Origin of the sequence: Arthrobacter sp. NyZ413 (genome assembly GCF_049390645.1) — a bacterium.
In the GTDB taxonomy this organism is placed as follows: domain Bacteria; phylum Actinomycetota; class Actinomycetes; order Actinomycetales; family Micrococcaceae; genus Arthrobacter.
The window spans coordinates 4,122,056-4,143,417 of record NZ_CP155434.1; the positions used below are offsets into that span (position 1 = coordinate 4,122,056).

General features: G+C 64.3%; 19 protein-coding genes and 1 riboswitch. Of the genes, 8 read left to right on the forward strand and 11 right to left on the reverse strand.

The annotated features are described in order from the left end of the window. Nucleotides 1-121 precede the first annotated feature (121 nt). From ABCW42_RS19240 to ABCW42_RS19255, 4 genes are all read right to left on the reverse strand, one after another. Nucleotides 122-625: a DUF456 domain-containing protein gene (locus ABCW42_RS19240; protein ID WP_423182689.1), complete on the reverse strand. Its 504-nt coding sequence runs from the start codon at nt 623-625 to the stop codon at nt 122-124. 182 nt (nt 626-807) lie between these two features. Then, complete coding sequence (locus tag ABCW42_RS19245) at nt 808-2,001, reverse strand: NAD(P)-dependent malic enzyme (RefSeq protein ID WP_423182690.1); 1,194 nt, start codon at nt 1,999-2,001, stop codon at nt 808-810. Between the two features lie 236 nt (nt 2,002-2,237). Then, nucleotides 2,238-2,840, reverse strand: coding sequence for a TetR/AcrR family transcriptional regulator (locus ABCW42_RS19250; RefSeq protein WP_423182691.1), 603 nt, complete (start codon nt 2,838-2,840; stop codon nt 2,238-2,240). 118 nt (nt 2,841-2,958) lie between these two features. After that, nucleotides 2,959-4,269, reverse strand: coding sequence for an MFS transporter (locus ABCW42_RS19255; protein WP_423182692.1), 1,311 nt, complete (start codon nt 4,267-4,269; stop codon nt 2,959-2,961). A 157-nt stretch (nt 4,270-4,426) separates the two neighbouring features. Between ABCW42_RS19255 and rraA the strand changes: the two genes are divergently transcribed. Both rraA and ABCW42_RS19265 read left to right on the forward strand, forming a co-directional pair. Further along, on the forward strand, nt 4,427-4,909 hold the full coding sequence (gene rraA / locus ABCW42_RS19260; RefSeq protein WP_133206448.1) for a ribonuclease E activity regulator RraA: 483 nt from the start codon (nt 4,427-4,429) through the stop codon (nt 4,907-4,909). A 149-nt stretch (nt 4,910-5,058) separates the two neighbouring features. Further along, nucleotides 5,059-6,711, forward strand: coding sequence for an MDR family MFS transporter (locus ABCW42_RS19265; protein ID WP_133206447.1), 1,653 nt, complete (start codon nt 5,059-5,061; stop codon nt 6,709-6,711). 79 nt (nt 6,712-6,790) lie between these two features. Here ABCW42_RS19265 and ABCW42_RS19270 read toward each other — a convergent pair whose 3' ends face one another. Both ABCW42_RS19270 and ABCW42_RS19275 read right to left on the reverse strand, forming a co-directional pair. Then, nucleotides 6,791-8,017: an MFS transporter gene (locus ABCW42_RS19270; protein ID WP_423182693.1), complete on the reverse strand. Its 1,227-nt coding sequence runs from the start codon at nt 8,015-8,017 to the stop codon at nt 6,791-6,793. 23 nt (nt 8,018-8,040) lie between these two features. Next, nucleotides 8,041-8,487, reverse strand: coding sequence for a MarR family winged helix-turn-helix transcriptional regulator (locus ABCW42_RS19275; protein ID WP_423182694.1), 447 nt, complete (start codon nt 8,485-8,487; stop codon nt 8,041-8,043). 173 nt (nt 8,488-8,660) lie between these two features. Here ABCW42_RS19275 and cycA point away from each other — a divergent pair, with 173 nt between their 5' ends. Further along, the gene (gene cycA, locus ABCW42_RS19280) at nt 8,661-10,130 is read left to right on the forward strand and encodes a D-serine/D-alanine/glycine transporter (protein ID WP_423182695.1); all 1,470 of its coding nucleotides are present in this window, start codon (nt 8,661-8,663) and stop codon (nt 10,128-10,130) included. A 93-nt stretch (nt 10,131-10,223) separates the two neighbouring features. Here cycA and ABCW42_RS19285 read toward each other — a convergent pair whose 3' ends face one another. From ABCW42_RS19285 to ABCW42_RS19295, 3 genes are all read right to left on the reverse strand, one after another. Continuing rightward, on the reverse strand, nt 10,224-11,372 hold the full coding sequence (locus ABCW42_RS19285) for a mannitol-1-phosphate 5-dehydrogenase (protein WP_423182696.1): 1,149 nt from the start codon (nt 11,370-11,372) through the stop codon (nt 10,224-10,226). Next, nucleotides 11,372-13,372 carry a PTS mannitol transporter subunit IICBA gene (locus ABCW42_RS19290; RefSeq protein ID WP_423182697.1) on the reverse strand — a complete coding sequence of 667 codons (2,001 nt, stop codon included), beginning with the start codon at nt 13,370-13,372 and terminating at the stop codon, nt 11,372-11,374. Before ABCW42_RS19290 ends, ABCW42_RS19285 begins: the two co-directional genes overlap by 1 nt. Nucleotides 13,373-13,441: 69 nt before the next feature. Then, complete coding sequence (locus tag ABCW42_RS19295) at nt 13,442-14,164, reverse strand: TetR/AcrR family transcriptional regulator (RefSeq protein ID WP_423182698.1); 723 nt, start codon at nt 14,162-14,164, stop codon at nt 13,442-13,444. A gap of 118 nt (nt 14,165-14,282) precedes the next feature. On the opposite strand from ABCW42_RS19295, the gene ptsP reads away from it, so the two are divergent. From ptsP to ABCW42_RS19315, 4 genes are all read left to right on the forward strand, one after another. Beyond that, a complete protein-coding gene (ptsP, locus tag ABCW42_RS19300; protein WP_423182699.1) occupies nt 14,283-15,968 on the forward strand; it encodes a phosphoenolpyruvate--protein phosphotransferase in 1,686 nt (561 codons plus the stop codon). Between the two features lie 70 nt (nt 15,969-16,038). Then, on the forward strand, nt 16,039-16,278 hold the full coding sequence (locus ABCW42_RS19305; protein WP_423182700.1) for a hypothetical protein: 240 nt from the start codon (nt 16,039-16,041) through the stop codon (nt 16,276-16,278). Nucleotides 16,279-16,467: 189 nt separating this feature from the next. Continuing rightward, nucleotides 16,468-17,289: an IclR family transcriptional regulator gene (locus tag ABCW42_RS19310; RefSeq protein ID WP_423182701.1), complete on the forward strand. Its 822-nt coding sequence runs from the start codon at nt 16,468-16,470 to the stop codon at nt 17,287-17,289. 32 nt (nt 17,290-17,321) lie between these two features. Further along, nucleotides 17,322-17,738 carry a helix-turn-helix domain-containing protein gene (locus ABCW42_RS19315; protein ID WP_423182702.1) on the forward strand — a complete coding sequence of 139 codons (417 nt, stop codon included), beginning with the start codon at nt 17,322-17,324 and terminating at the stop codon, nt 17,736-17,738. 1 nt (nt 17,739) lies between these two features. Here the strand turns inward: ABCW42_RS19315 and ABCW42_RS19320 are convergent, their stop codons facing one another. Next, complete coding sequence (locus ABCW42_RS19320) at nt 17,740-18,804, reverse strand: ATP-dependent DNA ligase (RefSeq protein ID WP_423182703.1); 1,065 nt, start codon at nt 18,802-18,804, stop codon at nt 17,740-17,742. A 165-nt stretch (nt 18,805-18,969) separates the two neighbouring features. After that, nucleotides 18,970-19,115, forward strand: a riboswitch (cyclic di-AMP (ydaO/yuaA leader). A 4-nt stretch (nt 19,116-19,119) separates the two neighbouring features. Here ABCW42_RS19320 and ABCW42_RS19325 point away from each other — a divergent pair. Beyond that, nucleotides 19,120-20,157, forward strand: coding sequence for a hypothetical protein (locus ABCW42_RS19325; protein WP_423182704.1), 1,038 nt, complete (start codon nt 19,120-19,122; stop codon nt 20,155-20,157). A 134-nt stretch (nt 20,158-20,291) separates the two neighbouring features. Here the strand turns inward: ABCW42_RS19325 and ABCW42_RS19330 are convergent, their stop codons facing one another. Then, nucleotides 20,292-21,317 carry a 6-phosphofructokinase gene (locus tag ABCW42_RS19330; protein WP_423182705.1) on the reverse strand — a complete coding sequence of 342 codons (1,026 nt, stop codon included), beginning with the start codon at nt 21,315-21,317 and terminating at the stop codon, nt 20,292-20,294. Between the last annotated feature and the right edge of the window lie 45 nt (nt 21,318-21,362).

Sequence of the window (21,362 nt, forward strand, 5' to 3'; positions counted from 1 at the left end):
GGCTCACGTTTCGCAAGTTCTACCCGAACGCTCGCTCACATCCCGCAGGCTCTACCCGAACGCTCGCTCACAGCCCCCAGGCTCTACCCGAACGCTCGCTCAAGCCAGAATTGTGCAGTTCCTAAGCGGCGATGACTGCTATCCACACGCCGACCACCCACGTACTTGCCGCCAAGCACGCCAGTGTGAATTCCGCCAGCATGCCCAAACCCGTGGCCTTGAGCGCGGCAGCACTGGTCTTGATTGCGCCCCTGAAATTCCTGGTCCGAAGCAATTCATTCAGGAAAAGGCCTACCGCGAATCCCAGGAACAAACCAACGACGGGAAGGACGAACATCCCGACGATTCCCAGGACGACGCCCACCAAAATGGAACGATTCGGAATCCGGTGCTGCTTGAGTTTCCGGCCCGTGAGCACAGTGCTAGATGCCATGCCGGCCAAGACGAACCCTGCGCCGATCCCGAACGCTATCCACCCCACTACGCCGGCACCGCCCCAAAGGGCCCACGCCAACAAGCTCAAGCCGATCAAAACGCTCCCCGGCAGCACAGGAACGATGGTGCCGATCACGCCCACCACGATCGCGAGCCCGCACAGCACGGTCACCACTGTTTCGGCGTTCATTGCCCCAGTTTAGGTTGGCCCGGCCTGCGCGAGCGTTGGGTGCGTTGCCGCAAGAACCGCGCGGGCGTCGGGAGAAAACCCGCGAGACCTGCGCGAGCGTTGGGGGAATTGCCGGGAAAAGGAACGACGGCGCCGCCCCCTGGGGAGCGTCGCCGTCGTCGGATCTTCGAGCGAGGTTGGCGTTACTCGGCCGCGGCTGCGACGGCGGCCGTCACGGCGGGGGCGACGCGCGGATCCAGCGGGCTCGGCACGATGTATTCGGCGGAGAGGCCTTCCTCGGCGAGTTCGGCGATTGCCCGGGCAGCCGCGATCTTCATGGCCGGGGTGATGCGGCGTGCACCGGCGTCCAAGGCTCCCCGGAAGATGCCCGGGAAAGCGAGGACGTTGTTGATCTGGTTCGGGAAATCGCTCCGACCCGTAGCCACAACCGCCGCGTACTTCACCGCGACTTCCGGAAGGACTTCCGGGTCAGGGTTGGACAGGGCGAACACGATGGAATCCTGGCTCATGAGCATCAGGTGCTCTTCGGCCAGCTTGGACGAAGAAACGCCAATGAAGACGTCTGCTCCTTCCAGTGCCTCGGCGGGGCCGCCGGAAATCCCGCGCGGGTTGGTGCGGCGCGCGAACCGGGCTTTGACGCTGCTCGAATCGTTGGCCAGGTCCGCGCGCTCGGCGTTGATGATGCCCTTGGAGTCCAGAAGGACGACGTCCTTGACGCCGGCGGTCAGCAGGATCTCGGAAACCGCAATGCCCGCGGCGCCCGCACCGGAGACGACCACCTTGAGGCCTTCGAGTTCGCGCCCGGTCACGTTGGCGGCGTTCGTCAAGGCCGCGAGGACTACGACGGCGGTGCCGTGCTGGTCGTCGTGCATGACCGGGCAGTCCAGGGCTTCGATGAGGCGCTCTTCGAGTTCGAAGCAGCGAGGGGCTGCGATGTCCTCGAGGTTCACGGCGCCGAAGCTCGGGCGCAGGCGAACGAGGGTTTCGATGATTTCGTCCACGTTGGTGGTGTTGAGGACGAGCGGAATGGAATCGAGGTCGCCGAAGGCCTTGAAGAGGGCGGACTTACCTTCCATGACCGGAAGGGAGGCGCTGGGTCCGATGTTTCCGAGGCCCAGGACGGCGGTGCCATCGCTGACGACGACCACCAGGCGTTCGGCCCACGTGTGGGTGCGGGCGAGCTCGGGCTTGGCGTGGATTGCCCGGCTCACTTCGGCGACGCCGGGAGTGTAGGCAATGGAAAGGTCCCGCTTGTCCGCAAGCGGCACGGTGCTGGAAACGGAGAGTTTTCCGCCTTCGTGGGCGGCGAAGATTTCCTCTTCGCTCAGTGCCAGGGCTGTCAGGTTCTGTTCAGGGGTGATGGTTTCGACGGACACGTCGTTGTCTCCTCAGGCTAGCCGTGTACCCACGGCACGTCGGGCAGGTGTTGAGGCTTCGGTGCGGACCAAGGGTGGCTGGTCCGTGCTGTGAAGCTCCTGCGGATATGGGCTGCTAGCCGCTTGGCCCCTGCCTCGGTAGGCAGGTGCTTGATAGGAAGACTAGATAATTCCGGACGTCAACACCTACTTTTGGTCATAGTGGTCTAGACCAATTACGCGAATTAGCGGGAAAACTACGCTGCCGCGAACAGCTTGCAGGCGTTCTTGAGGTCCTTTTCGGCGTCGAAAAGGGAGAGCCGGCGGCAATTGACCGACTGGACCAGACCAGTGATCATGTGCAGCAAAATCCGCGCATTGCCTTGGTCCCGGGTTGCCGCAGTGACCATCTCGACAGACAGCGTCTCGATGTCCTTCAGGAGCACGGGAATGTCGCCGTCGCGCGTATCCCACGCGCGGGAAAGGCAATGCTCGACGGCGGGCTGCATGACACGCATGTGGAATATCTCCATCGCGAGCCCCGTGAGTTCTTGCTGGCTGGACCGTGACGAAGCCGGTTTGGCGTCCCTCAGCTCCCGGAGCTGGTTCCGGTAGACCGCGAGCATCAGATGAACCGTGGAGGGGAAGTACCTGTAGAGCGTCCCCAGCGGAACGTATGCCCGGGTAGACACGTCCGAAAGGCTCACGGTATCGAACTGCCGCTGGGCGAATCCGGCGGCAGTCTTCAGGATGCGGGCGTAGCGCAATAGCTGTCTTGGCGTGGTGGGGGCGGCTGCCATGTGCGGCAGTCCCGCGGCCAGATCCAGCGAATACGGTTCCAGGGAGTTCGGTTCGGACATTTCCGGCGTTCTGTTGGTTTGGGCTTCGTACTGGGACAGTGCCCGGCCCCCCATAGGCCGCGCGCATCCTGACAATGATACGGCAGCAAGTTGTCAGTTCCCTGAGAGCGCAGCCCGCCTACGCGACGCCTTTGATCTTGACGACGAACACCGCACCGAGCAATCCGATAGCCGCTGCGGCCACATACAGCGAGACGTAGCCGCCCCAAGACACCACGAAAAACGAGGCCAACGGAGGCGCTATCACCTGGGGCAATGAGTTGGCGATATTGATCACCCCGAGATCTCGCCCACGATCCAAAGCCGCCGGCAGCACTTGGGAGATCAGGGCAAAGTCGACCGCCAGGTAGGCGCCAAAACCGATGCCGAGCACGACGGCCCCGGCAATCGCGCCCGGCCACGTTGGTTCGAAGGCGAGGATCAACGCTGCGAGGGAAATGACGATGGAGGAGACAATCACGAGGGGTTTGCGTTTGCCCATCCGATCACTGATGGCCCCGCCCACCACGCTGGTGGCGATCACCATGACCGCATAGAGGCCGGTAAGGATGAGGACTCCGAATTCGGGCGCGATCCCCTGCGTCTCCTGAAGCCGGACGGCGTCCTTGAGGAAGAAAAGCAGGTACAGCGTGACCATATGGTTGCCGACATTGACCAGGAACCTCGTCAGCCAGGCCCACGCGAAGTCCGGGTATTTGACGGGCGGGACCCAAAACCGCTTGAGAAACGCCCACAGCTTGAAAGGTGGCCGTTCCGCCACGGGAAGGACGGAGTCCTCATTCTTGAAAAGGTAGGGGACAACGCTCACAAGCAGCACCACCGCGCACACGATGAAGCCGAGGGCGAAGTTCCCGGAGACAACCGACGCGATCACCGCGCCGGCGAGGATCCCCGCGGTTTGGCCCATGGCAGCGAGGCCTCCCACCGTGCCCCGCTGTGGCACGGGGACACGGTCCGGGATGGCCGCGGTTATGGCTGCATATGCGCCATTACAGCCGGCCTGGACAAGGCACCACAGGATCGTCATGACGGCGACATTCGGCGCACCTGCGAGTCCTACCAAGGCCGCGGCACCGAGGACAGCCCCGAAGACCACCCAAGGCACCCGGCGCCCGAAGCGGGAGGCGGTGCGGTCACTGAAGGCTCCGAAGAGGGGGTTCGCGACCATCGATACCGCCGCTCCGCATCCAGTGACCAGCGCAAGGATCGCTTCCTTCTGCCCCTCGTCAAAATGGATGGCCTGCTGCCCAAGCAACACCTGGAGCGGACCGAAGAAGGCAGCGTTGATGCCCACATTGACGAGCACCAGTCCGCTGATCCACAGGGAGCGGACACGCTGGACAGGCTCGGCGAGCGTCGTCGTCGGGACGCCGGATGTGGCGCCGCGCGGTGGAACGGCGCCGCTCGGTGGAACATTGGACAAGCTCATGAGAGTGCTCCCCTGGCGTCAGGACGTGTGCAATCAGCCTATCGCCGCAGGCCCGTAACGGACTGTCAGGTATTTACGTATGTGGACAACTACCCTGGCTGGAACAGCAGCAGGCTGGTGGCGGTAGGTTAACTGCAACGGACCGAAGAGGAGCACGATGAACACGCCCGCGAACCCCATCAACACCGCCGATCTCTACGATGAGCGCGCCGAAGATGTCGAGTCGATTTCACTTCAGTTCCAGGACCTCGGTGGCTTGACCCATTTCAACGGCCCCGTCCGAACCATCAAGTGCTTCGAGGACAACGCCTTGGTGAAGGCGGTCCTGGCTACGCCCGGCGAAGGTTCCGTCCTGGTGGTGGACGGCTACGGGTCGCTCCGCACCGCCCTGATGGGGGACATGATCGCCGAAAGCGCCGTCGCGAACGGTTGGGCCGGCGTCGTGATCAACGGAGCGATCCGCGATCGCCTGGCGATCGCGAAGCTGCCCTTGGGCGTGAAAGCCCTGGGAAGCAATCCCAAGAAGAGCTCCAAAGTGGGCCGCGGCGAGGTGGACATCGCCTTGGTGATCGATGGAGTGCACATCGAACCGGGCAACCTCATCTACTGCGATCCGGATGGAATCCTCGTGGAGAGGTAACAGTGGAGAGGTAACAGTGGAGAGGTAACAGCGGAGCGGTAACAATTGTCACTCCATTCTGGTACGACAGGGAATACAGGAGCGATTAGGATAGTTACTGAAAGCAACTATCCTGCTTAGTCCCCTTTTCTGCCATCCTTGGAGAAGCAATGTCCAAAACCACGCCCGTACGGGCCGCCGGTGAGGTCCTGACGCACCGTCAGACGCTTACCGTCATGGTGGGCCTCATGCTCGGCATGTTCCTGTCATCGCTGGACCAGACCATCGTGTCCACGTCCATCTACACCATCGCCAACGATCTCGACGGCCTCTCGCTCCAGGCATGGGCCACCACGGCTTACCTCATCACCTCCACCGTCAGCACGCCGCTGTACGGCAAGCTCAGCGACATCTTCGGCCGCCGGCCACTCTACCTGGCTGCCATCCTGATCTTCCTGGCCGGCTCCCTGTACGCCGGATCGGTCCACTCCATGACCGAACTCGCCATCGCCCGCGGCATCCAAGGCATGGGCGCCGGCGGCCTGTTGGCCCTCGCGCTGACCATCATCGGCGACATCGTCGCGCTCAAGGACCGCGCCAAGTACCAGGGCTACTTCATGTCCGTGTTCGGCGTTTCCTCCGTGCTCGGACCCGTGATCGGCGGCGCCTTCGCCGGCGCTTCGCACATCCTCGGCTTCGACGGCTGGCGCTGGGTCTTCTTCATCAACCTGCCGATCGGCCTCGCAGCGCTGGTGGTTGTCTTCATCTTCCTGCACCTGCCGGCCAAGCACGTCAAGCAAAAGATCGACTACTGGGGCGCCGCTGCCATCACCTTGGCAATCGTGCCGCTGCTCCTCGTGGCCGAACAGGGCCGCAGCTGGGGCTGGACCTCCACGAACTCGTGGATCTGCTACGGCGTGGGCTTCGTGGGTATTGTCGCGTTCCTGCTCGTGGAGAAGCGCGCCGGCGATTACGCCCTGATCCCGTTGCGGCTCTTCAAGAACATCACTTTCGGTTTGTCCTCGCTGTTGAACTTCATCATCGGCATCGGCATGTTCGGCGCGATCGCGATGCTCCCGATGTACCTGCAGCTCGTCAAGGGCCTCACCCCTACCGAGGCCGGCCTCCTGATGATCACCTTCACGGTGGGCATCCTCTTCGGTTCCATCACAGCGGGACGCACCATCTCGTCGTCGGGCGTTTTCCGCGTCTTCCCGATCATCGGCACCGCAGTCCTGACGGCGTCCGCCGTCGCCATGGGCCTGTCCCTCGGAGTGGACACCGGCCTGTGGGTTCCCGGCCTGATCGCCGTGTTCTTCGGCGTCGGCCTGGGCTTCTGCATGCAGCCGCTCACCTTGGCCATGCAGGTCTCCGTCCCGGCGAAAGACATGGGCGTGGGCACGTCCACCGCCGCGTTCTTCCGCTCGATGGGTGGCGCCGTGGGAACCGCGGTCTTCATCTCGATGCTCTTCAGCCTGGCCGCGGACAAGATCGCTTCCGGCATGAAGGACGCGATGGGCAGTGCCGACTACCTCAAGGTCCTCAAGGACCCGGCCGTCGCCGCCGATCCCGCAAACGCCAAGCTGTACGACTTCTTCAAGAACGGCGCCAGCAACGACTCCCTGAATGACACGAGCTGGCTGCACCACGCCAACCCCGTGCTCACCCGGCCCATCACTGAGGGCTTCGCACAGGCGATCGACGGCGTCATGCTGACCGCCGCGGTCCTGACCGGTATCGCGTTCCTCATCAGCTTCGCGTTGCCCAACAAGAAGCTGACGGATCCGAAGGCCGCCGCGAAGGAATCGGTCTCGGCGCACTAAGGTTCCGGCCCGGTAAACGAACGGCGTCAACGGCAGGCAGTCTTTTGGACTGCCTGCCGTTGACGTTTCCAGCAAGGATCTAAACGAGGTGCGGCTCGTGGGTCTTCAGGTAGCGGCGGCCGCCGAGGGCCACCAGGATCGCGATGGCGAGGGCGACCGCGCCGGCGAAGAACGGCACCTGCGGACCGAAGTGCTCACCAAGCTGTGCCGCAACGAACGGGGCCAGTGCGCCACCCATCCAGCGCACGAAGTTGTACCCTGCCGACGCAACGGGACGCGGCGAATCGGACACTTCCATCGCCAGCTCGGTATAGAGGGTGTTGTTGATGCCCAGCAAGGCTCCCGCCACGATGACAAGTACGACGACGGCAGTCACCGAGTGCCCCGCGGCCAGTCCCAGCCCGGCAAGGTCGAGCAAAAGCGCACCCAGAGTGCCGACCAGCACATTGGTGGTGCCGAAGCGGCGCTGCAGCACGGGAGCCACGAAGACCGAGAACACCGCCACGGCCACGCCCCAGCCGAAGAACACCGCACCGATTCCGTAGGCGTCCATTCCCAGGATGAACGGGGTGAACGCCAGGATGGTGAAGAAGCCGTAGTTGTAGAAGAGGGCGCTTGCGGCAGTGGTGCGCAGTCCTTTGTGGCCGAGTGCGAGGAGCGGGTCACGCAGCCGGGCTTTCTTGGCGGGGGTAGGGGTCTTGGGCAGGAGCGCCATCAAGGCGATGAAGGAAACGGCCATGAGGACCGCGGTGCCGAAGAACGGTGCGCGCCACTGCCAACCGCCCAAGAGGGCGCCGAGCAGGGGGCCGAGGGAGATGCCGAGCCCGAGGGCGGCTTCATACAGGATGATCGCGGTTCCGGTCCCACCGCTTGCGACGCCGACAATCACCGCGAGCGCGGTGGCCACGAAGAGCGCGTTCCCGAGTCCCCAACCCGCCCGGAATCCAACCAGTTCACCCACGCTGCCGGAAAGGCCGGACAGCGAGGCGAACACCACGATCAGCGCCAGGCCGATCATGAGCGTCTTCTTTCCGCCGATGCGCGATGAGACGAATCCGGTCACGAGCATCGCGACGGCGGTGACCAGGAAGTAGCTCGTGAAAAGCAGCGATACCTGGCTGGGGCTCGCTTGGAGGTTCTTGGCGATGGCGGGAAGGATCGGATCCACCAAGCCGATGCCCATGAAAGCGAAGACCGCGGCGAGGGCCGTGGCCCACACAGCCTTGGGCTGCTTGATGAACGAGGCTTTCTCGGCCTCGAGGGTTTCTTCCGCTGGCTGCAGTTGGCCTGCGAGCTGGCCTTTCATGGACTGCTCTCCTTGTTTTTCCGTTAGTTCTGGAATGAGTTGTTGATCTTGCCGAATACCGGCAGGGCGGCGGCGATGGCGTCGCGTTCCGCTTCGCTGAGCGTGCCAAGGATCCCGGCAATGTATTCGTTACGCCGGCGGTCGGCATTCTCGATGGCGGCATGCCCCGCCTGCGTCGCTACGACCCGTACGGCGCGGGAATCGTCGGGGTCGGCCTCGCGCTTGACCAGGCCTGCGCGTTCGAGCTTGATGATCTGTTCCGTTGCGCTGGGGACCTTGACCCCAAGGTTCCGGGCGATCGCCCCGACGCGGGCACCGCCGTCGAGCGCCATCTTGAGGACCCCCAACTGTGCCGCGCTGAGCTGCTCTTCTGAATCAAGGCGGCGCATCACGTAGACGCTTTGCCGCAGCGCTTCCCGGAAGGATTGGGCGAGGGCCATGAGCGTTTCCTCGGGTCGATCGGTGTTCATATTTAGGTATCCTAACAGTTAGGCAGCCTAAATATCAACAGACCTGAACCACAACCGGCAAGAATTTCGAGTGAAACGTTCAATCACAACTTTCCGGAGGCTTCGCGCTACCTTTATCTAGCCGATCTGTTAGCCACGTCACCATCGTGGCGAATCACCTGAAGGATGCAGATATGTCTGAACAGACAACAAAGGGGCAGCGCAGCGCCTCAAGCAAAGACAGTGAACCTCATCTCGCGCGTTCACTCAGCAACCGCCACATCCAATTGCTCGCCATTGGCGGCGCGATCGGCACGGGCCTCTTCATGGGCTCCGGCAAGACGATCTCGGTTGCCGGCCCCTCCGTGATCTTCGTGTACATGATCATCGGCTTCATGCTGTTCTTCGTCATGCGGGCAATGGGCCAGCTCCTGTTGTCCAACCTCAACTACAAATCGTTCAGCGATTTCGCGGGCGACCTCCTCGGTCCCTGGGCAGGCTTCTTCACGGGCTGGACGTACTGGTTCTGCTGGGTTGTCACTGGAGTTGCCGACGTCATCGCCATCGCCGGGTACGCAAAGGAGCTATGGCCCGGCGTGCCGCTCTGGATCCCGGGCTTGGCCACCATCGCCATCCTCCTCGCGCTGAACCTCCCCACGGTGAAGGCCTTCGGCGAGACCGAATTCTGGTTCGCCCTCATCAAGATCGTTGCCATCGCCGCGCTGATCATTGTTGGCCTCGTGATGATCTTCTCCGGCTTCAAGTCCGACGCCGGAGCAGCGAGCTTCACCAACCTCTGGAGCCACGGCGGCTTCTTCCCCAAGGAATTCATGGGCTTCGTGGCCGGATTCCAGATTGCCGTCTTCGCGTTCGTCGGCATCGAACTGGTGGGCACCGCAGCTGCCGAGACCAAGAACCCGGAGCACAACCTGCCCCGCGCCATCAACGCCATCCCCGTCCGGGTCATGCTTTTTTACGTCGGCGCCCTCATCATCCTGATGTCCGTCATCCCGTGGACCGAATTCAAGGCCGGCCACAGCCCGTTCATCGCCATGTTCTCGCTCGCGGGACTGGGGATCGCGGCCACCGTGGTGAACCTCGTGGTGTTGACCTCCGCGATGTCCTCGGCCAACTCGGGCATCTACTCGACGTCCCGCATGGTGTTCGGCCTGGCGAACGACGGCGACGCACCCAAGGTGTTCGGCCGCCTGTCCCGCCGGAAGGTTCCGCAGAACGCCCTGTTCCTGTCCTGCGTCCTGCTGCTGTCCGGCGTCGTACTGCTTTACGCGGGCAAGGACATCGGAGCGGCCTTCGACATGGTGACCACCGTTTCCGCGGTCTGCTTCATGTTCGTCTGGTCCATCATCCTGGCCAGCTACCTTGTTTACCGGAAGCGCCGTCCGCACCTGCATGAGGCCTCCCCGTTCAAGATGCCCGGCGGCATCGCGATGGTGTGGGTGGTCTTCGCCTTCTTCGCGTTCCTCGTGTGGGCCCTGACCACGCAGCCCGACACGCTCACCGCGCTGCTCGTCACCCCCGCCTGGTTCGCCATCCTGGGCGTGGCCTACTTCGTGGTCCGGAAGACGCCCCTCCACCAGGCCCGGGTGGCAGAGTGGAAAGCCATGGCGGAAACCGAAACGGCCGCCGTCGTGAGCTCCCGGTAGCAACGCGCGCCAAAAGCGAAACCGCTCCTGCACAAGATGCGCAGGAGCGGTTTCGTCTTTTCCATCCAGTTGTGGGCGAGCGGCCCGCAGGCCCTACACCTCGGCTTTGCGCTCCTCGATCAGCTTTTGCACTTGCGGGAACAACGGGTGCGACGGCGGCAGTTCCGTGATGCGTTCGACGGCGTCGGCGGCGTCCATTTCCGCGAGCATCCGGGCGAGTTCCACGGCTTCGTCGTCTGCTCCGTCGTCGAAACGCAGGGCTGCCGACATCGCGTCCAGCAGGGCAACCGGGGTGACTCCGCGTTCGGCGAGTTCCGCGGCGGGTCCGATGAAGCGCTCATGGCGACCCAGCTTGCGCAACGGGGCGCGACCGACGCGGTACACGGTGTCCGGCAGGTATGGATTGGTGAAGCGGGACAGGATCTTCTGCACATACGCTTCCTGCTCCGCCTCGACGAACTCGTGCTTGGCCACGAGGAGTTGCTTGGTCTCCTCCAACACAGCCCGTACCCGCGCAGCCACCGAAGCATCCGCCATGGCATCGGAAATCTTCTCCAGGCCGGCCCCATAGCCGAAGTACGCCGCCGAAGCGTGTCCCGTGTTGACCGTGAACAGCTTCCGTTCGATGTAGGGACCAAGCTCGTCCACGAAGGTCGCGCCGGGGATGACCGGCGCGGCGCCCCCGAACGGAGTGCGATCGATGACCCACTCATAGAACGTCTCGACCGTGACGTCCAGCCCCTGCCCCGGAGCCTGGTTGGGAACGATCCTGTCCACCGCGGTGTTGGCGAACACGGCCACCGCGGAAAGGTCCCCCGCGGCCCCGTCCCAAGCCGCCAGCACTTCCGCCTGCAGGAGGTCGGTGGCATTGATCGCGTTCTCGCAGGCCATCACCTGCAAGGGAGCCAACGACGGCGAGCGGCCCGCGAGGCCGCGCGCAATCACGGGTGCCACGAACTTGAGGATGTGCGGCCCCACGGCCGTGGTGACGACATCCGCCGTCGCGATTTCCGCGACGACGGCTGCCTCCTGGGTGCCCGAATTCAGGGCCCGGAAACCGGACACGGTCTTGACCGCCGCATTCTCGCCGACCTCGTGGACCTCATAGGAGGACGCGGCGGCGAGTTGGCTGATCAGTGCTTCCGCGACGTCCGCGAAAACCACCTCGTAACCAGCCTCGTGCAGCAGCAAGCCCACGAATCCCCGTCCGATGTTCCCGGCCCCGAAATGGACTGCCTTCACTATGCGTTGACCTTTCCGAACAGTTCCAGCACTTCGTCCACCGACGTGGCCTGCTCAAGCTGGGCCACTTGCGCCTTGTCCGTGAAGATCTTGGCGATGGAGGACAGGATGTGGAGGTGTTCGTTGTTGATGCCGGCCACGCCGACGACGAACTTGACTTGCTTGCCGGCCCAGTCGATGCCCTCGGGATAGCGGACAATCGACACGCCCGAGTGCTTGATGTGGTCCTTCGCGGAGTTGGTGCCGTGCGGGATGGCCAGGAAGCTGCCCATGTAGGTGGACACGGATTCCTCGCGCTGGTGCATGGCCTGCACGTAGCTGGTGTCCACGGCTCCTCGGTCCAGCAGGAGCTGGCCGGCTTCGTCGATGGCCGAATCGCGGTCCCTCGCGGTTCCGTTCAGGACTACGCTTTGGGCCAGCAGGACATCCTTGCCCCCGACGTCGGATGGCTCGGCCGCGTGGGCACCGCCGCCTTGGGCGGCCGGTTCGGCAGGCGGCGTCGTGCTTTCAGCGCCGGGTCCCGCCTTGCTTTCCTTGACCATTTCGACGATGTCGTCGTACCGCGGGCTGTTCATGAAGTTGTCCACGGAGACGTGCACGGCGCTGGAGGTGGCCGGGCGGGCGCGTTCAGTCAGGTCCTGGTGCGTGACGACGACGTCGTAGTCGTCACGCAGGTTGGCAATGGACGCGTTGGTCACCTTGACTTCCGGGAAGCCCGCCGCCTTGATCTTGTTGCGCAATACCGAGGCACCCATGGCGCTGGAGCCCATGCCGGCGTCGCAAGCAAAGACGATGTTCTCGATCGGGCGGGTCATGACGGCGGTTCCGACGCCAGCACCCACGAGGGTGGAGGCGACGGAGCTCTTCTTGCCCTTGAGCTCTTCCATCTTGGAGGTGGCAGAGCCGAGGTCCACTTCGTCGCTGTGGTGCGTGGTCCGGAGGATCAGCGAAGAGACCAGGAACGAAACGGTTGCTGCCAGGACGACAGACAAAATCACGCCAAAATAGCTGTCGCGGGCCGTTTGGGCAAGGACCGCGAAGATGGATCCCGGGGCCGCCGGAGCGACGAGGCCGGAGTTGGTGATGGCAAGCGTCGCAATGCCCGTCATGCCGCCGGCCATGGTTCCGAGGATGAGCAGCGGGCGCATGAGGACGTACGGGAAGTAGATCTCGTGGATGCCGCCAAGGAACTGGATGATCAGTGCGCCAGGTGCCGAGGCCTTGGCTGCCCCGCGTCCGAAGAAGATGTAGGCGAGGAGAAGTCCGGCACCCGGACCGGGGTTGGCTTCAAGCAGGAACAGGATGGACTTGCCCTGTTCGAGCGACTGCTGGATCCCCAGCGGGGTCAGCACGCCGTGGTTGATGGCGTTGTTCAGGAAGAGGACCTTGGCGGGCTCGATGAAGATGCTGGTCAGCGGAAGGAGTCCGTTGTGCACCAGGAACTCGACGAAATTGCCTGCCGCGGAGCTGAAGTTGGCCACCACGGGCGAAATGCCGAAGAATCCGAACAGGGCGAGCAATGCTCCCCAAATGCCTGCCGAGAAGTTGTTGACCAGCATCTCGAAGCCGGGACGGATCTTGCCGTCCCAGATGGAGTCGATCTTCTTCATCGTCCAGCCGGCCAGCGGACCCATGATCATGGCGCCGATGAACATCGGGATACCGGCACCGACAATGACGCCCATGGTGCCGATGGCGCCGACGACGCCGCCGCGGACGTCGTAGACCATCTTGCCGCCGGTGTAGGCGATCAGGAGGGGCAGGAGGTAGGTGATCATAGGGCCAACAAGGCCCACGTTCGGGGTGCCAGCAGCGCTGTTGCCGAAGCCGCCGAGTTCGGGGACGGGCAGCCAGCCAGTCTGGATGAAAAGGGCCGTGATGATGCCCCATGCGATGAAGGCACCGATGTTGGGCATGATCATGCCGGAGAGGAATGTTCCGAACCTTTGGACATGCACGCGCATGCTGGTGCGCGGTTTCGCAACGGTCGCTGTTGCCATGGGTGAATTCCTAACGTGAGTCCCGCAGCCGTGCGGGATCAGTCGATATGTATCGAAGGAGGACAGCTCTTAGGAGCTGCTGGAAATCCGGTGGAGCCATTCGAGGAACAGCTTCAACTCAGAACTGGATAGTTGGTCTGAATGGGAGGCCTGCAGTGCCGCATTCAGGGCGATTGCCGCAACAACAACTGACGACTTGCCGGAGTCGCCTGTTGCGGCGCCACGGGCGGTATCCGTGGACACGGCGAAAATCATGGAATCCCGGGTCATGGTGGAGAGCTCGATATTCCGGTCTTCCAAGGGTTCCGCAATGAGCATGAGCGTGACTCCCACATTGGCCGCGAGAATGCTCCTCGCTGCCTCGCGCGGGGGTACGTTGATTTGCCCGGCGATCGCTGCCTTGTTCAGCATTTCCTCCAGGAGCGCCTCGGCATCGGCCACGATGGACGGCCTGCTCTCTGGACGGATATTGCCGAACATCACCAAATAAAGGTGCGGCTGGGTAAGCCCGAACTTGACGTGGTTGTCCCACATCCGCCGGACATCCTCCAGGGGTTCCCCGGAGGGTGCGAAATCCCGCTCCCCCGCCACGTACTCCTCGAAGCCGGCTGAAACAACGGCGTCGAACAGCCCCTCCTTGTCGCCGAAGTGGTGGTAGAGCGTCGGCGCCGAAACCCCGGCAAGCTTGGTGATTTGGCGCGTAGAGACCGGTGACCCGTCCGAATTCGCCAGCAACTCGGCAGCAGCGCGAAGCAGCCGAGTTTTGGGCGGAAGCTGGTCATCGAAACTCATAGCCGCTACCCTAGCACCTATAGCAACGCTATATGAAGTGAATCACAGGGGATTTTTTCGGGTCACGAGGCGCCGCAGCCACCGGGGTCCGGTCCACGAGCAGGAACAGAGGATTTCAGTGCAGAATTTCCAAGGAGTAGGCGTCAGCCCGGGCCGCGTCATCGGCACTATCCGCCAGATGCCCAAGCCAGTCAGCGAACCGCCGTCGGGCGAACAGCTAGCCGCTTCCGTCAGCGCGGAAGACGCCATCGCAGGGCTCAAGACGGCGGCACAATCAGTCCACGACGAACTCAAGGCACGCGCGGACAAGGCCAGCGGAGATGGCCAGAAAGTCCTGGAAGCCACCGCGCTCATGGCCAAGGACACCATGCTCCTGAAGTCGGCCGCCAAGCTCATCAACAAGGGCACCTCCGCCGAACGCGCCATCTGGGAAGCAGGCGCCTCGGTCTCCGAAATGCTCCACAACCTGGGCGGCTACATGGCCGAGCGTGCTACGGACGTCCTCGACGTACGCGCCCGCATTGTCGCCGAACTCCGCGGAGTCCCCGCCCCGGGGATCCCGGCGTCGGACGCTCCATTCATCCTGGTTGCCGAAGACCTGGCTCCTGCCGACACCGCAACACTGGATCCCCTCCTCGTGAAGGCACTCGTCACCTCCGGCGGCGGACCGCAGTCCCACACAGCAATCATCGCGCGCTCGCTCGGCCTGCCCGCCGTCGTCGCGGCCCACGGCGTGGACGACATCCCGGACGGGACCGAAGTCTTTGTTGATGGCGCCGCCGGATCCCTCACCGTTGAGCCCACCGAAGAGCATCGCACTGCGGCACTCACATGGCTGGAGAACGCCGCTACCCTTGCGGTATTCGACGGAAACGGCACGACGGCGGACGGCCACTTGGTGCCCCTCCTCGCCAACGTGGGCGGGGCGAAGGACGCCGCCAAGGCCGCGGCGCTCGGCGCCCAGGGCGTTGGCCTGTTCCGCACGGAATTCTGTTTCCTGGAACGCGACACCGAGCCGACCGTGGAAGAACAAGCCGCCGCGTACAAGGGCGTGTTCGACGCTTTCCCGGGCAAGAAAGTGGTGCTCCGCACGCTCGACGCCGGCGCCGACAAGCCCCTGCCCTTCCTCACCGACGCCAGCGAACCGAACCCTGCCCTCGGCGTCCGCGGCTACCGCACCGACTTCACGACGCCCGGCGTCCTGGAGCGCCAACTCGAGGCAATCGCGGCCGCGAGCCGGGAATCCGAGGCTGACGTCTGGGTCATGGCACCCATGATTTCGACGGCGGCGGAGGCAGCGCGTTTCGCCTCCATGTGCGACGCCGCGGGAATCAAGACTCCGGGCGTGATGGTGGAAGTGCCATCGGCCGCGTTGACCTCGGCCGCGGTCCTGCGCCACGTTGGATTCGCTTCCCTGGGAACCAACGACCTCACCCAGTACGCAATGGCCGCCGACCGCCAGCTCGGACCCCTCGCCGAGCTCAACACTCCGTGGCAGCCTGCCGTGCTGCGTCTTGTGCAGCTGACCGTCGCGGGTTCACTCGAAGAAGGCAACGGTAAGCCCGTGGGTGTCTGTGGTGAGGCGGCCGCGGACCCGGCCCTCGCCGTCGTACTCGTTGGACTGGGCGTGACCACCCTCTCGATGACCGCCCGCTCGCTTGCCGCGGTGGGCACTGTCCTGAGGACGGTCACGCTGGAGCAGGCACAGGAACTGGCCCGTTTGGCGCTTTCTGCGCCCGATGCCCTCGATGCCAAGGCATGGGTGCGCGCCAAGCTGCCCGTCCTCGAAGAGCTCGGCCTCTAAGGTTGAACTGACTGCTGAGGTTCGCCGTCGATCAGTCGGCGGACTTTCCACGGGTTGGCATCCTGCAGCGGTGCCGGCCGGAGCTCCTCGGGGAAGTTCTGGTAGGCCACCGGGCGGAGGAACCGCCGCCGCGTTCTCGCGGATCGGCGCTGCGGCGGGCACCTTCATCCTCCCGATGTCCGTGGACAGGCTGGGCGTGGGAACCACCATGTTGATCGGCGCCGTGATCTCGCAGTACCTTGCACCCGAAACGAAGGGCCTCAGCCTGAGCGACACCTCGGCACCCTTGGCCAAGTCGGCCCAGAGGTAACCCTCCCCTCTCCGGAGTTTGTGTACAGATCACACCCCTTAAACCTCGTTTTGAGGGGTGTGATCTGTACACAAACTCGAGGGGGGTTGAGGTGGCTTTGAACGCCCCGTTCGCCAGTTGAAAGAGCATAGGATGGTTATCAACCACCAAGGCCGGCGCGCTTTGGGCCAACGCGAACCGGGAGCTTACATGGCAACGGAACCAAGGGCAGACACACTGAGCGAATCGGCGGCCGAAGAGTCCACCCACGATGAGGCCGCAGACCTGACCAACAAGTCCGTCATCAAGGCCACGGTCATACTGAGCGAACTCGGACGCCACAAACAAGGCATCACCGTCACCGAACTGGCACAGGCTGTGAAGATCACCCGGCCTACGGCGTTCCGCCTTCTCCTCAGCCTGGAGCAGACGGGCTTCGTGGACCGTGTGGACAACCGCTACATGCTTGGGTGGGAGATGGCCCGGCTGGGCCGGCTCGCCGATCCCTACGCCGGGGCGGTCGCCAGGATCCAGCCCGTGCTCGACGAATACGCCCGCAAACTCAACGAGACCGTGAGCTTCGCGATGGTCAGGGGCGATCTTGCCTACGACGTCATCGCGGAAGCCGCTGCCACCCGGTACCTGAACGTCTCGCTGTACGTCGGCGAGACGTACCCGATGCACGCGAGCGCCACGGGTAAACTCCTTCTTGCCCAATTGAGCGACAACAGGCTCGCCGAGGCACTGCCCGAGAAGCTGGAAAGGTACACGCCCAACACCATCACCAGCCGGAAAGCGCTCCTGCAGGAGTTGCAAAAGATCCGGGAACAGGGCTACGCCGTCATCGACAACGAACTTGAGGAAGGCCTCTTCGTCGTCGCTGTCCCGGTCCACGACCTCGCAGGTTCCGTGGTGGGCGTTTTCACGATCAACGGCCCTGTCCAGCGGCTGAAGTCGGATCAACTGCCGGATACCTTGGACCAACTGCAACAGGGTGCCCGCGATATCTCGAAAGCGCTGGGTTTCGTCTAAAGCCCGGGTTCGTCTAAAGCTAGGCTTCTGCCATGGCATTGATAGCTCCCCGGGTGACGCCCGGCCTGCCCGCAGACGACGCACGGAACCTGGCCCGCGCCCTCCAGGACAGCGACGACGTCACTGTCTTCGTCGACGGCACGGTCCATCGGCTGCCGAACGAGGCGAGGGACGCCGTCGTCGACCTCCTTTCGCGGCTGGGCCGCGGCGAAGCGGTGACGGTGAGCAGCGTGGAGGAAATGCTCACGACGTCGAGGGCCGCCGAGCTCGCCGGAATATCGCACACCTATCTGCGCAACATGACGGATCGCGGCGAAATCCCGGTGGAATACCGCGGAACGCACCGGCGCATCCGGCTCGCGGACGTCATGGCCTGGCTGGACAAACAAAAGCGTTCCCAGGAAGAGTCCGCGGCCTCGGTGAACCCGGACCAGGGACACGAAGGGTAGGTCAACGCAGCGGCAGGACCTCCCCAAGGTCATAATCGGCTGATACCTCCAACTGCGCGTAAGTGCAGCTTTCCGGCTCGCGGTCCGGGCGCCAGCGGCGGAACTGGGTGGTATGCCGGAATCGGTCGCCTTCCATGAAGTCGTACGCCACCTCGACCACGAGTTCCGGGCGGAGCGGCACGAAGGAAAAGTCCTTGCCGGCGCTCCACCGGCTGGGCCCGCCAGGCATCCGGGAGGCGGAGGAACCTGAACCTTGCCCCGCCCAATCTCCCCAAGGATGTTCGCCAAGCCCGGTCTGGTACGGCTCGAGTTCGGCCACCAGGCTTTGGCGTCGCGCCATGGGGAAGGAAGCCACAACGCCCACGTGCTGCAACCGTCCTCCGTCATCGTAGAGGCCCAGCAACATCGACCCGACCACCTTGGCCGTTTTGTGCCAGCGGAATCCCGCCACCACGCAGTCCGCCGTCCGCTCGTGCTTGGTCTTGAACATGACCCGCTTGTTCGGCTGGTAGGTTCCGTCGAGCGGTTTGGACAGCACGCCGTCGAGCCCTGCTCCTTCAAGGAGCGCGAACCACTCTTGGGCCCGGCTCAATTCCTGGACGGCGGGCGTGACGAAAACAGGCGCCTTCGCCCCCGCCAACGCGCCCTCGAGGGCGGCGCGCCGCTCGGCGAAGGGCCGGTCCATGAGGTTCTGGTCGTCCAGCGCGAGGATGTCGAAGGCAATGAATGACGCTGGCGTGTTTTTCGCGAGCAGCCGCACCCGGCTCTCGGCCGGATGGATCCGCTGCTGAAGCCCTTCGAAGTCAAGGCGGGTGCCCGAGATCAGGACGATCTCGCCGTCGACCACGCATTTGGGCGGAAGGTTCAGGCGCAGGGCGTCGATGAGCTCGGGGAAGTACCTTGTCATCGGGCGTTCGTTGCGGCTGCCAAGGATGATCTCGTCGCCATCCTTGAAAACGATTGTCCGGAAGCCATCCCATTTCGGCTCGAAGTGCCCTACGTCAGGGATCGAGGGAACAGGCTTGGCGAGCATGGGCGGGATCGGCGGCATCACTGGCAGCTCCATACGACCCTGTTCTACCCGCATGCCGGCATGGAAAGCTAGCCTTGCGCGGATTCCAGTAACCATCCCGTTACCTAAATGTGACTTTGCCTCCAGCCTCCTGTACGGTCGAAGGGCGCTCCATTCCCCAACTGGGGCGCTTCCGGGCTGACGCCGAGCTCTGCCGCAACCCGGAATCCGCCAGACCCGCGGCAGAGACGGGGGACCCACAGTCTCCGGGCCTACCCTCCATGGGCCCTCGGGGTGAAGCCGCCCAGCGGCCGGACGGCCTCGTCCGAACCCGACAGCTAACCTCGCAGGCGTAGAGAGGCAACCACCATGTCCCCAACCATGGATCAGCCGCGCCGCGCCCAAAATCCGGCCGGACCCACCAAGCCAAGCGGTCGCCGTCGGGCCGAACCGAGCGCACCTTCGGTTCCCGCTACTTCTTTCGAAAGTACGACGGCGGCACCCACCACGCGCGCGGCCGCCCGGGCCGCTGAGCGCAAGAGGGCCGCCGAAGCGGGCCAGGCGCCTGCCGCGTCCACCACGCCAGGACCCCCGACGGTGCCGCTCCCCGTGGCGGCGGCAGAGTCCACAACCGCTCCGGTCCGCAGCAGCATCGCCCCGGCGTCGTTCTCGGGCTCGTCGTTCAGCAAGGAACCGCACGCCGTCCTGAAGAAGGCAGCGAACTTCAAGGCCATGAGCCAGCGGATGGCGGTAGTGGCGGGCGCCGTCGGCCTCGTCCTGACGGCAAGTTCGATCGGTCACGCGCTTGAATTGCCGCTGTTCAATACGGATAGCCAGACCCAGGATTCCGGCGACACCGGAGACCAGAACTCGCCGGAGAACGCAGCCCCGTCCACGGGCGCGAGCACCACCCCCGGCACGACGACGACACCGACCGCGACGTCCAAGGCCACCAACGCGAGTCAATCCGCCGAGGCGAACCATCCCGCGCAAGGCTCATCTTCCAGCAGCGGTTCGGAGCGGGTAGCCACCCCGCCCATCCGTATCCAGGTGCCGGGCGTGACCCCGTCGGCACTTCCGCCGAGCCTCGCGCCGATCGTTCCCGCGGTGCCGGCACCCGCTGTTCCGGCCGTGCCGGCGCCCGCCGATCCCGCGCAACCGGTTGTTCCGAGCCCGACGCCATCCGACCCCGGCACGTCCGGGCCGCGGTATCCGAGGCCGACGCCGAGCCCCACGGATCCTTCAACCCCCACTCCGACGCCGAGCGATCCGGGTTCCCCCAACCCTCCCGGCCATTCGAAGCCGCGGCCCTCAGACCAGAGCAGCATCGCCTCGACTCCGGCACCCACTGACTCCACCGACGGCTTGGCGTCGATCTTGAGCGCCGCGTCGGGAGCGCTGCTATGAGGATGGGTTGGCATCGGCCACACTCGTCCGGTTGGCACGGCCGCGTCTGCAGGCACAGCCTCACCGCCACGTTCCGACGCCGGCCGGCCGAGTGGCGCTGCCAGCTCAGGCCGCGTTACTGACAGGCAGTATTCCTAGCCGAAGAGGACGGCGGCTTCGTCGTAGCGGTGCTGGGGGACGGTCTTGAGCTTGCCCAAAGCCGATTCGAAGGCAACATGCTCAATATCCGTGCCCTTGAGGGAAACCATATTGCCCCACCGGCCTTCGACCACCGAGTCGATGGCGGCCATGCCGAGGCGGGTGGCGAGGACCCGGTCGAAGGCCGAGGGGACGCCGCCGCGTTGGATGTGTCCCAGGATCGTGGCACGGGTTTCGATGCCGGTGCGGGCCTCGATCTCCGGAGCCAACTGGTCGGCGATGCCGCCGAGGCGCGGGCGGCCGAAGGTGTCCAGGCCGCGTTCGGAATGGGGCGCTTCCATGTGGTCCGGCACGAAGCCTTCGGCTACGACCACGAGGGGTGCGCGTCCGCGGTCGTGGGCTTCCTGGACCCATTTGGAGATTTGTTCGATGCTGACCTTTTGTTCCGGGATGAGGATCGCGTGGGCGCCGGAGGCCATGCCGGCGTGCAGGGCGATCCAGCCGACGTGGCGGCCCATGACTTCGGCGATCATGCAGCGGTGGTGCGATTCGCCCGTGGTGCGGAGCCGGTCGATGGCCTCGGTGGCGATCTGTACTGCGGTGTCGAACCCGAAGGTGTAGTCGGTGGCGTCGAGGTCGTTGTCCACGGTCTTGGGCACGCCGACGATCTTCAGTCCGGCGTCGGTGAGCCGCTTCGCCGCGGCGAGGGTCCCTTCGCCGCCGATCGCGATAATGGCGTCGATGCCGAGCCGTTCCATGTGGGCCTTGATGACGTCCGGGCCGCCGCCGTTTTCGAACGGGTTGGTGCGGGAGGTACCCAGGATGGTGCCGCCCTGCTTGGCGATGCCGCGGACCATGGTCCGCGGAATATCGACGACGTCACCCTGCACCACACCACGCCAGCCGTCACGGAATCCCACAAATTTCTGGCCGTGGACGGCGATGCCTTTGAGTACGGCACCGCGGATGACGGCGTTCAGTCCGGGGCAGTCGCCACCGCTGGTAAGGATTCCAATTTTCATGATCGGCTCTATCTGGTTCGAAGTTAACAAAACCAGGGCACAACG